Source organism: Streptomyces pluripotens (assembly GCF_000802245.2).
Classification (GTDB): Bacteria; Actinomycetota; Actinomycetes; order Streptomycetales; family Streptomycetaceae; genus Streptomyces; species Streptomyces pluripotens.
The window spans coordinates 1,914,400-1,927,939 of the sequence record NZ_CP021080.1 but is presented as its reverse complement, the minus strand read 5'-3'; the positions used below and the strand labels follow the sequence as shown (position 1 = coordinate 1,927,939).

The window sequence follows — 13,540 nt, the reverse complement described above, 5'->3', positions numbered from 1 at the left end:
AAGGGTAGGTGGGGGAAGTCACAGTGCACCGAAAGTCCTGGCGGGTCCCGAGGCGCCCCGGCACCCGGCCACGCAGCGGGCCCGGGTGGGCATTCGGCTCTTTCCGCCGGCTCATGCCGTGTCGGCCGCAGGCGGCAGGTTCCGTGTCACATGGACGCCCACCGCCGTCACGAGCAGGACCGCGCAGCAGGTGAACACCACGCCCGCGTCCCGCAGCCCCAGTGTCACCGCCATGGCACCCACCCCGACGACCGGCAGCGAGATCCCCACGTAGGCGATCACGAAGAACGCCGAGATCGTCGCGCCCCGGTGCGCTGCGGGCGCCGCGGCGCTCACCTCGGTCAGCCCCGCGCGGAACGCCATCCCCTGCCCGGTGCCACCGGTCACCGCCCCGGCCAGCAGTACCGGAAAGGACGTCAGCAGCAGCGAGGCCCCGATGAGGAGGAGTCCTGCGACGAGCACCGCGCAGCCCAGCGGAAGGGCCCGGTGCGCACCGACGCGTCCCATGAGCAGTTGCCCACCGGTCGAGGCGCAGAACACGCAGAAGACGACGGCCCCGGCCACCGCCAGGTTGTGCTCGCCGAGGGTCTGGGAGAGGAAGGCGGGGGCCACTGCCGTGAACAGCCCCAGCATGGAGAAGCCCGCGAACGCGGCGAGGGCACTGGGCGTGAACACCTGGCGTGCCTCCGGGGGGACCTTCATGCCCTGTGGGCGGAGCGGAGGCCTGGGGCTGCGTTGCCGCACCGTCTCGGCCAGCAGGCAGACGACCGCCATGGCGACCGCCAGCAGCCCCAGATGGACGAGGAACGGCAGCTTGAGCGGCCAGGGCGCGTACTGGGCCAGGAGCCCGGAGACAAGGGGGCCGAGTCCCAGCCCGCCCATGTTGGCCGCGGTCGCCGCGAGTCCGGCCCGGGCGCGTCGACCGGGCGGTGCCAGTTCGAGGACGGCCGCGGTGCCGGTGCCGCTCAGTAGGCCAGCCGAGAAGCCGGACAGCACACGGCCCGTGTACAGCAGCGGCAGACCGTCCTCGGTCAGGAAGCACACCGCGCTGAGCGCAGCCAGGGCGAGCGCGGCCAGCAGCACCGGCCGCCGCCCCAACACGTCGGAGAACCCGCCGGCGACCAGCAGGGCGGTGATGACGCCCACCGCGTAGACGGCGAACACCACCGTCACGATCAGTTCGGAGAAACCGAGTTGTTGCCGGTACAACCCGTACAGCGGTGTGGGCAGGGTGGTGCCCAGCATGCCGACGGCGAAGACACCCGCTGCGGACTTGTACCCCGGCCGCAGCCGGGCTGGCCGGGGGCGTTCTGTGCCGCTGCTGATCACACTCCACCATAGGCACGGGACGACCGCAGGGGCGGCCAACCGCAACCGGCCGGTGCCCGCGGTCTGCCCGGCCGGCACGCCACCCGGTCCGGTGCCACGGCGAGCGCGTCGCCTTGGCGGGGCGGGGGCGGAGCGGCAGCGGACCACGAAGTGAACCGTCGGCCACTCGGGTGGCCGGACGCGAGGAGCTTCCGCGCCTGCGGGCCCAGACCCCCGACGTGTCCTACGGTCGCTGCGATGTCAGGTGAGGGCCGTGGTGCGGGCACATGGAGAACGGTCGTGCTGAGGGCGCGTTCCCTGTTCGTCCTGCCGCTGCTGGCGCCGTCCCTGACGGCCTGCGGCGCGGCGGGCACCGGTGGTTCGCCGACCTTGAACTGGTACAACTTCCCGGACGACTCGGGAGCCCTGGCCGCCGCGGCGCAGAACTGCACCCGGGCATCCGGTGGGCGCTACCGGATCGCCTACAACAAACTGCCCCGGACCGCTGACGGACAGCGTCAACAGCTGGTGCGCAGGCTGGCCGCCGAGGACGACTCGATCGACATCATGGGGTTGGACGTCACCTGGGCGCCCGAATTCGCCGAGGCGGGCTGGATCCTCCCGTGGACCGGTACGGTGCGGGACCGGGCCGTGACCGGCACGTTGAAGGTGCCGCTGCAGACGGCGACCTGGAAGAACCGGCTGTTCGCCGTCCCGTACAACACCAATACCCAGTTGCTGTGGTACCGCACCGATCTGGTCGACCGGCCGCCTCGGACCTGGTCCGAGATGCTCTCGACGGCGCGGGGTCTGGCCGCCGCGCACAAGCCGCACTACGTCGAGATCCAGGGCGCCCAGTACGAAGGGCTCACGGTCTGGTTCAACAGTCTCGTGGCCAGTGCCGGCGGCTCCATCCTCAACGCCGACGCCACCGCACCCTCACTCGGACCGCCCGCCGTCCGGGCCGCCACGATCATGCGTGACCTGGCTACCTCTCCGGCCGCGGACCCGTCCCTGCCCAACCAGATGGAGGACCAGAACCGGCTGGCGATGGAGGCCGGGCGAGCCGCCTTCGAGCTGAACTACCCGTTCGTGTACCCGGCGATGAAAGCCGACAACCGGCGGCTCTTCGAGCACTTCCACTGGGCGCAGTACCCACGTGTGGATGCCGACCGGCCGGCCAAGCCCACCATCGGCGGCATCGACCTGGCCGTGGGCGCCTATTCCAGGCAACCGGACCTGGCGTTCGAAGCGGCCCTGTGCCTGCGCGACAAGGAGAACCAGATCACCGCGGCGGTCAAGGGCGGTCTGCCGCCCACCCTGCGGGAACTCTACTTCGACAAGGACTTCGTCAAGAACTACCCGTTCGCCGACGCCATCTACCAGGCGTTGGAGAACGCGAGCGTCCGGCCGCAGACGCCCGCGTACCAGAACGTGTCCATCGTCATCTCCCACACGTTGTCTCCGCCCGCGGCCATCGAACCCGTTGGCTCCGTGCGGACCATGGAGAGCCAGATCCAGGACGCCCTGGAGTCGAAGGGGCTGATCCCGTGAGGCACACTGCGACGGCGGACAGGGGCGGGAACGGGCCGGCCGGTGCGGACCTGGCGGCCCGGCTGTCCCAGGGGGCGCGCCAGGAGCGCCGCCTGGGCTGGCTGCTGTGCGCGCCCGCCGTGCTCGTGATGCTCGCGGTGACGGCCTATCCGGTCGGGTACGCGGTCTACCTGTCGCTCCAGCGTTACGACCTCCGCTTCCCCGCCAGAGCCGAGTTCGTGGGGCTGAGCAACTACGGTTCGGTGCTCTCCTCCCCGTTCTGGTGGCAGGCGTTCTGGGTGACCCTGTTCCTCACCGTGGTGTCGGTCGCCGTCGAGTTGGTGCTGGGCATGGCGCTTGCCCTGGTCATGCACCGCACGGTCTTCGGCCGCGGCACGGTGCGCACCGCAATCCTCGTTCCCTACGGCATCGTCACGGTCGTCGCCGCGTTCTCCTGGCAGTACGCCTGGACACCGGGCACCGGCTACCTCGCCGCGCTCCTCCCGGCCGGGGACGCGCCACTGACCGAGCAGTGGTCCGCTCTCGGTCTGATCATCCTGGCCGAGGTGTGGAAGACCACCCCGTTCATGGCCCTGCTGCTGCTTGCCGGGCTTGCCCTGGTCCCCGAGGAGACGCTGCGGGCCGCGATGGTCGACGGAGCCGGCCCCTGGCAGCGGTTCGTACGGGTCACCCTGCCACTGATGAAGCCCGCGATCCTGGTGGCACTGCTCTTCCGCACGCTGGACGCGTTCCGGGTCTTCGACAGCATCTTCATCCTGACGGCGGGTGCGCACGGCACCGGTTCGGTGTCGATCCTCGGCTACGACAACCTGTTCACCGCGCTCAACCTCGGCATCGGATCCGCGATCTCCGTGCTCATCTTCGTCTGTGTCGCGCTGATCGCCTTCACCTTCGTCAAACTCTTCGGGGCGGCCGCCCCCGGTTCACAGGAGGCGGGACGCTGATGGCGGGCGCGGGGAAGCGGCATCTCACCGGGTGGACCGTGGTCAACATCCTGGTCGTGGCGTACGCGCTGTTCCCGGTGTGGTGGATCGCGGCGCTGTCGTTCAAGGACCCCTCGACGCTGACCGACGGCAACTTCATCCCGACCAAGTGGACCTGGGAGAACTACCGGGGCATCTTCCAGACCTCCGAGTTCACCCGGGCACTGGTCAACTCGATCGGCATCGCGCTGATCGCGACGCTGATCGCGGTCGTCCTCGGCACGATGGCCGCCTACGCCGTGGCCCGGCTGCGTTTCCCCGGCAAGCGGCTGCTGATCGGGGTGTCACTGCTCATCGCGATGTTCCCGCCGATCTCACTGGTCTCGCCGCTGTTCGACATCGAGCGGGCGCTCGGCCTCTTCGACACCTGGCCCGGTCTGATCCTGCCGTACATGACGTTCTCCCTACCGCTCGCGATCTACACGCTGTCGGCGTTCTTCCGGGAGATCCCCTGGGACCTGGAGAAGGCCGCCAAGGTGGACGGGGCGACGCCCGCGCAGGCGTTCCGGCTGGTGATCGCGCCGTTGGCGGCACCCGGCGTGTTCACCACCGCGATCCTGGTCTTCATCTTCTGCTGGAACGACTTCCTCTTCGCCATCTCCCTGACGTCGACCGAGGCGGCGCGCACGGTGCCGGCGGCGATCGCGTTCTTCACCGGCAGCAGCCAGTTCCAGCAGCCGACCGGGTCGATCGCTGCGGCCGCGGTGGTGATCACCGTGCCGATCATCGTCTTCGTCCTGCTGTTCCAGCGCCGCATCGTCGCCGGACTGACCTCCGGAGCCGTCAAGGGCTGACCGGCGACTCACCACCGCCTCCGGCACCCCGTTCCAAGGAGCACCCACTGTGGCCGAGATCGTTCTTGAGGGCGTCACGAAGCGGTACCCCGACGGCGCCCTGGCCGTACAGAACGTCAACCTGACCGTGGCGGACGGCGAGTTCGTCATCTTGGTGGGCCCCTCCGGGTGTGGGAAGTCCACCACCCTCAACATGATCGCGGGCCTGGAGGACATCACCGACGGCACCCTCCGCATCGGCGGCGAGGTCGTCAACGACAAGGCACCCAAGGACCGGGACATCGCGATGGTCTTCCAGAGCTACGCCTTGTACCCGCACATGAGCGTGCGCGAGAACATGGGCTTCGCCCTGCGCTTGGCCAAGGTGGACAAGGCGACCATCGCCCGGAAGGTCGAGGAGGCCGCGCGCATCCTCGACCTGACCGAGCACCTCGACCGCAGGCCGGCCAACCTGTCCGGCGGGCAGCGCCAGCGCGTGGCCATGGGGCGCGCGATCGTCCGCAGTCCCAAGGCGTTCTTGATGGACGAGCCGTTGTCCAACCTCGACGCCAAGCTGCGGGTGCAGATGCGTACCCAGATCTCGCGCCTCCAGCAGCGGCTGGGCACCACCACCGTGTACGTGACCCACGACCAGACGGAGGCCATGACGCTCGGCGACCGCGTGGTCGTCATGCGCGGCGGTGTCGTCCAGCAGGTGGGCACACCGCAGCACCTGTACGACGAGCCGCGCAACCTCTTCGTCGCGGGCTTCATCGGCTCGCCCGCCATGAACTTCCTGCACGCCACGCTGGAGGAGAATGTGCTGCGCACGGCCCTCGGTGAAGTGCCGCTGACGGCGGAGGTGATCCGACGCCTCCAGGAGCAGAAGGCACCCCGCGACCTCATCGTGGGCCTGCGTCCCGAGGCGTTCGAGGACGCCTCTCTGGTGGACCCCCACCGGGAGGGCGTCCGCTTCACGGCCATCGTGGACGTGGTCGAGTCGCTGGGGTCGGATGTCTACGCGCACTTCACCGAGGAAGGCTGGGAACCGGCGGTTTCGAAGGAACTGACGGAGCTGGCCGCGGACTCCGGTGTCACCGAGGCGGGCGGCGACGGCCATCAGATCGTCACCCGTCTGAGTACTGCGACCCGCGTCCGCGAGGGCAGGCGGGCGGAGCTCTACGTCGACATCTCCACCCTGCACGTCTTCGATCCGGGGAGCGGCACCAACCTCACCCGCCACGGGAACGACGCGGCGTGAGCCCGGCGGCGACCGCGTCCGTCCACGACGGCGGCGATCGTGCCCCGTCCACCGGCGGCGGGCTGGGGGGCCACCGGGTCGTCGCGCCTGCCGGTCCCGGACCGGGCGGACTCCTCTCCTCATGGCGCTGGACCCACCGAAGCCAGAAGTCTTCCCGTCAATACCATGAAAGTTGGTAAATGGTCTGAAATGGTGGGTTCTGTCGTGGCTGTATGTCTTATCCTGAAAACAGCCTACGAGGCGAGTGAGGGAGTTCGACCGGAGTAGCCGACTCAGGCGAGACGCGCAAGCATCCGCCCGGGCCGACAGCGACGGTAGGGCTGAGAGGCCGGAAGGCGCAGGCCAGACGGCGACCCCCAATACCTGATCCGGATCATGCCGGCGCAGGGAACCCGTCTCGTAGGTCTCTTCGTGCGCCGGCGGTGGTCACTCGGGCGCACCCGCCTCCGTCTCCGTCAGGTCGATCAGCCGGCACACCGTCTCGATGTCTATCTTCACCTGGGCGATCGAGGCGCGTCCCGAGAGCCAGGTGATGAGCGCCGAATGCCAGGTGTGCTCGATCACCCGTACCGCAGAGAGTTGCTCGGGGGTCGGGCGCTGCGGGCCCGAGGCGTCCAGGCCCATCGCATCCAGGATGATGGCCGTCGTCTGGCGTGAGACCTGGTCCACCTCCGGACTCACGCTGCGGTCGGCGAAGGTCAGGGCGCGGACCATCGCGTCGGCCAGGTGCGGCTCGCGCTGCAGTGCCCGGAAGGCTCGCATCAGGGTCTCGGCGACCCGCTCGGCGGCCGTGTCACCCGCCGGAGGTTTCTTGCGCAGCGTGCCGTGCATCTGCTCCAACTGGTCCTGCATGGTGGCGACCAGCAGGTGCACCTTGGAGGGGAAGTAGCGATACAGGGTGCCGAGCGCCACCTGAGAGGACTCGGCGACCTCGCGCATCTGCACGGCGTCGAAACCGCCCCGGCTGGCCAGCTGGGCGCTCGCGTGCAGGATCCTGCGGCGGCGGGCCTCCTGCCGCTCGGTGAGCGGTGACGAGGGCGGCCGGGCCGTCGTGGCTTCCGTCTTGGATTCCGCAGGCATGGGTCCCGTCCGTGACGATCGGTGAGGGTGTCTGTAGGACACGTGATCAAGTGGCGCAGCAGGGGTGCGTGTCGTGGCGTGAATCACCTGATCCACTGCTCACAGCGCCCCTACCTGCCGGTAGATTCAGAGCCTCCTGAACGATCAAGTCTGAAACTTGTTCTAGATTACCGTCCCGTCGTAGTCTCGCGGGACAGAGCAGGCAGAAGGGGGCACAGAGTGACCGCTGAGGCCCGGGAAGCGGGTGCCCGGGAGGACTCCGCTTCCGACGGCGAGCGACCGCTCGACATCGCGCTCCTCACCTATAAGGGGAACCCGTTCTGCGGTGGGCAGGGTGTCTACGTACGGCACCTCTCCCGCGAGCTGGCCCGCCTCGGGCACCGGGTGGAGGTCATCGGCTCCCAGCCGTACCCCGTGCTCGACGAGGGGTGCCCCGGACTCACCCTCACCGAGCTCTCCAGCCTCGACCTCTACCGCCAGCCCGACCCCTTCCGCACCCCGGGGCGGCACGAGTACCGGGACTGGATCGACGGCTTGGAAGTGGCGACGATGTGGACCGGCGGCTTCCCCGAGCCGCTGACCTTCTCGCTGCGGGCCCGCCGCCTCCTGCGCGCCCGCCGCGGCGAGTTCGACGTCGTACACGACAACCAGACCCTCGGGTACGGGCTGTTGGGCGACATCGGCGCCCCCCTGGTCACCACCATCCACCACCCCATCACCGTCGACCGGCAGTTGGAGCTGGACGCGGCAGAGGGCTGGCAGCGCCGCTACTCGGTGCGCCGTTGGTACGCCTTCACCCGGATGCAGAAGCGCGTCGCCCGCCGTCTGCCCTCGGTGCTCACCGTCTCCGGCACCTCCCGGCAGGAGATCGTGGACCACCTCGGCGTCCGCGGCGACCGGATCGGGGTCGTCCACATCGGTGCCGACACCGATCTGTTCGCGCCGAATCCGGCGGTCCCCGAGGTTCCCGGCCGGATCGTCACCACCTCCAGCGCCGATGTGCCCCTCAAGGGCCTGGTGTTCCTGGTGGAGGCGCTCGCCAAGGTGCGCACGGAACATCCGGCCGCACACCTCGTCGTGGTCGGCAAACGCCCGCAGGAGGGTCCGGTCGCCCAGGCGATCGAGCGTTATGGCCTCGAAGGCTCCGTCGAGTTCGTCAAGGGCATCTCCGACGCCGAACTAGTCGACCTCATCCGCTCGGCTGAAATCGCCTGCGTGCCCTCCCTGTACGAGGGCTTCTCGCTGCCCGCTGCCGAGGCCATGGCCACCGGTACCCCGCTGCTCGCCACCACCGGCGGTGCGATCCCCGAGGTCGCGGGCCGCGACGGCGAGACCTGCCTGGCCGTGCCGCCCGGGGACGCGGGCGCCTTGGCCACCGGGCTCGGTCGGCTGCTCGGCGACCGTGCGTTGCGGGCCCGACTGGGCGCGGCGGGCCGGGAGCGGGTACTCGACCGCTTCACCTGGGCGCGGGCCGCCGAGGGCACCGTGGCCCGCTACCGCGAGGCCATCGCCCGCTCCGGCGGCCTGCGCCCCAGGCCGCAGAACCCGGGCCGCGCCGCGGCCGCAACAGGCGTCTACACCGAAAGCAGGGCCACGTGCTGACCGTCGACTTCTCCCGGTTCCCGCTCGCCCCCGGCGATCGTGTCCTGGACCTCGGCTGCGGTGCCGGACGGCACGCCTTCGAGTGCTACCGGCGCGGCGCACAGGTGGTGGCCCTCGACCAGAACGGCGAGGAGATCCGCGAGGTCGCCAAGTGGTTCGCGGCGATGAAAGAGGCCGGGGAGGCACCCGCCGGGGCCACCGCCACCGCCATGGAGGGCGATGCCCTCGCACTGCCGTTCCCGGACGAGTCGTTCGACGTCGTCATCATCTCCGAGGTGATGGAGCACATTCCCGACGACAAGGGTGTCCTGGCCGAGATGGTCCGGGTACTCAGGCCCGGTGGGCGCATCGCGATCACCGTGCCGCGTTACGGGCCCGAGAAGGTCTGCTGGACGCTGTCCGACGCCTACCACGAGGTCGAGGGCGGCCACATCCGCATCTACAAGGCCGACGAACTGGTCAACAGGGTCCGCGAGGCGGGGCTGAGGCCGTACGGCAGCCACCACGCCCATGCCCTGCACTCGCCGTACTGGTGGCTGAAGTGCGCCTTCGGCGTGGACAACGACAGGGCGCTGCCGGTGCGGGCGTACCACAAGCTGCTGGTCTGGGACATCATGAAGAAGCCGCTCGCCACGCGCGTCGCCGAACAGGCGCTGAACCCGCTGATCGGCAAGAGCTTCGTGGTGTACGCGACAAAGCCGCATCTTCCTCCGGTCTCCGGTGGCGCCGCCTCCGAGACCCCCGAGGCGGCCGCCAAGTGACCACCCCCCGGACGGAACACCTGGTCCTACCCGGGGTCCTCACCTCCGAGCAGGCTGCCGCGACCGTTCGCGGCATCCTCGCCGTGCAGCGGGAGGACGGCGCGATCCCCTGGTTCCGTGGTCACCACCTCGACCCCTGGGACCACACCGAGGCGGCCATGGCGCTGGACGCGGCCGGTGAACACGAGGCCGCCGGGCGGGCGTACGCCTGGCTCGCCCGGCACCAGAACGCGGACGGCTCCTGGTACGCGGCCTACGCCGACGGTGCCCACGACGACGTCACCGACCGGGCCCGCGAGTCCAACTTCGTCGCCTACATAGCCGTAGGCGTCTGGCACCACTACCTCGCCACCGGTGACGACACGTTCCTGGACCGCATGTGGCCGTGCGTCTACGGGGCCGTCGAGTGGGTGTTGCGGCTGCAGCAGCCCGGCGGGCAGATCGGCTGGCGCCGCGCGGACGACGGCACGCCCTCGACCGACGCCCTGCTCACCGGCAGCTCCTCCATCCACCACGCACTGCGCTGCGCGCTGGCCATCGCCGAGCAGCGGGAGGAGCCCCAGCCGGACTGGGAGTTGGCCGCGGGGGCACTGCGCCACGCGATCCGCCGCCATCCGGAACGCTTCCTCGACAAGGGTCGCTACTCGATGGACTGGTACTACCCGGTCCTCGGCGGCGCGCTCACCGGGACGGAGGCCAAGGCCCGCATCGAGGCCGACTGGAGCCGTTTCGTCGTCCCCGGCTTCGGCGTGCGCTGCGTGGCCCCCAACCCGTGGGTGACCGGCGGCGAATCCAGTGAACTCGCCCTGGCCCTTTGGGCGGTGGGCGAGTCCGATCGTGCGTTGGAGATCCTGCAGTCCATCCAGCACCTGCGCGATCCGCACAGCGGTCTGTACTGGACGGGTTACGTCTTCGAGGACGACGCGATCTGGCCCCGGGAACTGACCGCCTGGACGGCGGGCTCCCTACTGCTGGCGGTCGCGGCCCTGGGCGGCCACGACGCCACGTGCGCCGTCTTCGGCGGCGAACGCCTGCCGTCCGGTCTGGATCCCGACTGCTGCCGTTGACCGGGACGCTCGACCCCGCCGCGATCAGGGAACGGAACAACCGTCCTCCGCCTCCCCGTTCTCCCGAGCTCAGGAGTTCAACTCCGCCAGTACCCTGAGGCTGTGCGGGTCCGGTGCCAGGGCCAGCAGGTCCGTCACTGGGCCCGCCCGCCACAACTCCAGCCGCTCGGCGATCCGTTCGCGCGGTCCGACCAGCGAGATCTCATCCGCGAAGGCGTCCGGGACAGCCAGTACGGCCTCCGCCCGCCGCCCCGCCAGGAACAGCTCTTGGATCCGCCGAGCCTCCTCCTCGTACCCCATGCGGGCCATCAGGTCGGCGTGGAAGTTGTGGGCAGCGTGCCCCATCCCGCCGATGTAGAAGCCCAACATGGCCTTCACCGGCAGCAAGCCCTCGGTGACGTCGTCGCACACCTTGACCCGGGCCATGGGGGCCACCAGGAACCCTTCGGGCAGTTTCCGAACCACCTCCCCGTATGCCTCGGGCCGGCTCGGTGCCCAGTAGAGCGGCAGCCAGCCGTCGGCGATCCGGGCCGTCTGCGCCACGTTCCGCGGCCCTTCGGCGCCGAGCAGCACGGGCAGACCGGGGCGGAGGGGGTGGGTAATCGGTTTGAGTGGCCTGCCGAGACCGGTGCCGTCCGGCCCCCGGTAGGGAAGGGGGTGGAAGCGGCCGTCCACTTCCACCGGCGCCTGTCTGCGCAGCACCTGTCGTACGACGTCCACGTACTCCCGCGTCGCGGTCAGCGGTGACTTCGGGAACGGGCGGCCGTACCAGCCCTCGACCACCTGTGGCCCGGAAAGGCCGAGCCCGAGCAGCACCCGTCCGCCGGACAGGTGGTCCAGGGTGAGCGCGTGCATCGCGGTGGCGGCCGGTGAGCGGGCGGCCATCTGGGCGACGGCCGTACCCAGCCTGATCCTTGACGTCTGTGCGGCTATCCAGGTCAGCGGAGTGAAGGCGTCCGAGCCCCAGGACTCCGCCGTCCACACCGAGTGGTACCCGAGCCGTTCCGCCTCCCTGGCGAGCGGCACATGACCGGGGTCCGGACCGCGCCCCCAGTACCCGAGTGCCAGACCAAGTCGCATGCCGGAGCCTCCTGACAGTACGTCAGTTCGCTGACGGGAGGCGACTGTACGACAGCGGCCCCCCGCCCGGAAGGGCGGGGGGCCGGAAAGCGGCGGTGCGCCGGGCTCAGCCGCGCTGGATGCCGGAGGTGTCCTGGAGCACGCCCCGGCGCCCGTCCTGGGTCTGTGCGAGCAGCGCGGTGCCGCGCTGCTCGACGGCCAGGTACCAGGTGCCCGGTGCCAGTTCGGCAATCGGGGTCGCCGAACCGTCCTCTGGGAACAACGGACGGGCCACCGGCACGGCGAACCAGAAGGGCGAGAATTCCGCGGCGGCCGGCTGCGGGGCCGGAGCGCCGTGGGCGGGGGTGACACCCTGCGCTGCCGCAGGGCCCTGGGGAGCCGGTTGCTGCCCAAGGGGCTGACCCGGCTGCGGCTGGGCGCCGTACGGCTGCTGCGGCTGGGCACCCGGGTAGCCGTAACCACCGGGCGGCTGGGCGCCGTAGGGGTGCGCAACGGCCGGCTTGGGGGCCGAGAGCAGCGCGGCTTGGAGGGCCGGGACCAGGGGAGTGGCGACGGCGGCGGCGGCGAGGACGAGGGCTGCGATGAAGCCGAGGACGAGGCCGGCGCCGGCGTCCACGCCGTTCAGGTCGAGCAGGGTCCACAGCAGCGTCCAGGCCGCCAGGACGGTGAACGCGGTGCCGACCGCGCCGAGGTCGAGCCCGGCCACCTTGCGCGGCTGCGGCAGACAGCGGTTGACGACGATGAGAACGGCTCCGATCACCGCGCCCATGTAGGTACCCAGGCCCGTCCCCAGGTTGTCCCACGCGTTCCGGCTGAAGGTGCTGTTGTAGCCGGAGAAGCTGTAAAAGTCGAGGAATGACGCGATGAACAGCACCACCGCTGCTCCGATCACCACGCCGTCGCCTCTAGTGAGGGAGCGGATATTCACTTCAGGTCCTTTGTAGGTCGTCTTAGTCGGTAGACACTATCGTTCACCAGAACCGGATGTCCGGTCGGTTCCGTGCGCCGGTCACGACGCGCGCAGGAAACCCACGATTCCGTCGGCGATCCCCTGCGCCGCCTTCTGCCGCCAGGCGCCGCTGGTGAGCAATGTCGCGTCCTTGCTATCGCGCATGTTGCCGCACTCGATGAACACTTTGGGGACCGTTGACAGATTGAGACCACCCAGGTCCGTACGCGTGACGAGACCGGTACCTTTGCCGAGGTAGTTGGACGGTGGCTCGCCGGTGTCGCGCAGGAAGTTCCCCGCGATGCGCGCGCCGAGGTCACGGGAGGGATCGACGATCGGGCGGGTGTCCGCGGCGCCGGAGTGCACCGCTCCCGGAAGGATGACGTGGAAGCCGCGGTTGCCCTCCACCGAACCGTCGGCGTGGATGGAGACGGCGGCGTCGGCGTGTGCGTCGTCGCCGATCCGGGCGCGTTCGTCCACGCACGGACCCCAGGCCGGGCTGTTCCCGTCGTGGGTGAACTTCACGGTGGCCCCCTGCTCTTCCAGCAGTGTGCGCAGCCGGTGTGCCACGTCGAGGGTGAAACGGGCCTCTGTGTAACCGCCGTTGGTGGACGTCCCGGTGGTGTCGCACTCCTTCCAGTTCGTCCCGATGTTCACCTTGCGGTTGATCTCGGCCGTGTGGTGGAAGTTGCCCGGGTTGTGGCCGGGGTCGATGACGACGACCTTGCCCCGGAGAGGGCCGGAGCCGGTGCCCGCAGTCGGCGGCGTGGTCCGCCGCTTGCCCCCGTCACCGGGTGAGGTGGGCCGGGGCGACGGGGCCGACGGAGCCAACGGGGAGGACGGAGCCGCCGCCGTGCGTGAGGCCGAGGCCGAGGCGGAGGCGGGAGAGGCCGGGGAGGCGGTACGGCCCGAGCCGCCCGAACCTCCATCGCCCACCGCCTCGTACACCACCCAGCCGAGCAGCGCACCTGGTACCAGCGCGGCCAGTGCTACGGTCAGCGGGCCGCGCCGGGGGCGACGGGGGTACCCCTTGTTCGAGCGAAGCCGAGAACTCGGGGGACGCTGCGGGGGATCGAAGTCCGGGCCTGTGTAGGACACGCTGCCACCTTACGGGCCCACGGC

At 70.2% G+C, this 13,540-nt stretch carries 12 protein-coding genes; 7 read left to right on the top strand and 5 right to left on the bottom strand.

The window, feature by feature from the left end; translation table 11 throughout:
- Window positions 1–111: 111 nt before the first annotated feature.
- Entirely contained in the window at window positions 112–1,245 is a 1,134-nt protein-coding gene (locus tag LK06_RS08535) for an MFS transporter (RefSeq protein ID WP_039654539.1), read from the bottom strand.
- Window positions 1,246–1,608: 363 nt separating this feature from the next.
- On the opposite strand from LK06_RS08535, the gene LK06_RS08530 reads away from it, so the two are divergent.
- From LK06_RS08530 to LK06_RS08515, 4 genes are read left to right on the top strand one after another with little or no spacing between them, the layout of a single operon-like run.
- The gene (locus LK06_RS08530; RefSeq protein WP_234367379.1) at window positions 1,609–2,862 is read left to right on the top strand and encodes an ABC transporter substrate-binding protein; all 1,254 of its coding nucleotides are present in this window, start codon (window positions 1,609–1,611) and stop codon (window positions 2,860–2,862) included.
- 50 nt (window positions 2,863–2,912) lie between these two features.
- A complete protein-coding gene (locus tag LK06_RS08525) occupies window positions 2,913–3,806 on the top strand; it encodes a carbohydrate ABC transporter permease (protein WP_039654537.1) in 894 nt (297 codons plus the stop codon).
- Complete coding sequence (locus LK06_RS08520; protein ID WP_039654454.1) at window positions 3,806–4,639, top strand: carbohydrate ABC transporter permease; 834 nt, start codon at window positions 3,806–3,808, stop codon at window positions 4,637–4,639. The genes LK06_RS08525 and LK06_RS08520 overlap by 1 nt, the downstream gene beginning before the upstream one ends.
- A gap of 49 nt (window positions 4,640–4,688) precedes the next feature.
- On the top strand, window positions 4,689–5,879 hold the full coding sequence (locus tag LK06_RS08515) for an ABC transporter ATP-binding protein (protein ID WP_039654453.1): 1,191 nt from the start codon (window positions 4,689–4,691) through the stop codon (window positions 5,877–5,879).
- Between the two features lie 426 nt (window positions 5,880–6,305).
- Here the strand turns inward: LK06_RS08515 and LK06_RS08510 are convergent, their stop codons facing one another.
- The gene (locus LK06_RS08510; RefSeq protein WP_039654452.1) at window positions 6,306–6,959 is read right to left on the bottom strand and encodes a TetR family transcriptional regulator; all 654 of its coding nucleotides are present in this window, start codon (window positions 6,957–6,959) and stop codon (window positions 6,306–6,308) included.
- A gap of 219 nt (window positions 6,960–7,178) precedes the next feature.
- Here LK06_RS08510 and LK06_RS08505 point away from each other — a divergent pair, with 219 nt between their 5' ends.
- From LK06_RS08505 to LK06_RS08495, 3 genes are read left to right on the top strand one after another with little or no spacing between them, the layout of a single operon-like run.
- Entirely contained in the window at window positions 7,179–8,561 is a 1,383-nt protein-coding gene (locus LK06_RS08505) for a glycosyltransferase family 4 protein (RefSeq protein ID WP_039654451.1), read from the top strand.
- Window positions 8,555–9,322 (top strand): class I SAM-dependent methyltransferase, encoded by a 768-nt coding sequence (locus LK06_RS08500; RefSeq protein WP_039654450.1) that lies wholly within the window; start codon window positions 8,555–8,557, stop codon window positions 9,320–9,322. The genes LK06_RS08505 and LK06_RS08500 overlap by 7 nt, the downstream gene beginning before the upstream one ends.
- Window positions 9,319–10,389 carry a prenyltransferase/squalene oxidase repeat-containing protein gene (locus LK06_RS08495; protein WP_039654449.1) on the top strand — a complete coding sequence of 357 codons (1,071 nt, stop codon included), beginning with the start codon at window positions 9,319–9,321 and terminating at the stop codon, window positions 10,387–10,389. The genes LK06_RS08500 and LK06_RS08495 overlap by 4 nt, the downstream gene beginning before the upstream one ends.
- Window positions 10,390–10,458: 69 nt before the next feature.
- Here LK06_RS08495 and LK06_RS08490 read toward each other — a convergent pair whose 3' ends face one another.
- The 3 genes from LK06_RS08490 to LK06_RS08480 form a co-directional block, all read right to left on the bottom strand.
- Window positions 10,459–11,469 carry an LLM class F420-dependent oxidoreductase gene (locus LK06_RS08490; RefSeq protein WP_039654448.1) on the bottom strand — a complete coding sequence of 337 codons (1,011 nt, stop codon included), beginning with the start codon at window positions 11,467–11,469 and terminating at the stop codon, window positions 10,459–10,461.
- A 106-nt stretch (window positions 11,470–11,575) separates the two neighbouring features.
- Window positions 11,576–12,397, bottom strand: coding sequence for a DUF5336 domain-containing protein (locus tag LK06_RS08485; RefSeq protein WP_174673832.1), 822 nt, complete (start codon window positions 12,395–12,397; stop codon window positions 11,576–11,578).
- 81 nt (window positions 12,398–12,478) lie between these two features.
- A complete protein-coding gene (locus LK06_RS08480) occupies window positions 12,479–13,516 on the bottom strand; it encodes an N-acetylmuramoyl-L-alanine amidase (RefSeq protein ID WP_078858818.1) in 1,038 nt (345 codons plus the stop codon).
- Between the last annotated feature and the right edge of the window lie 24 nt (window positions 13,517–13,540).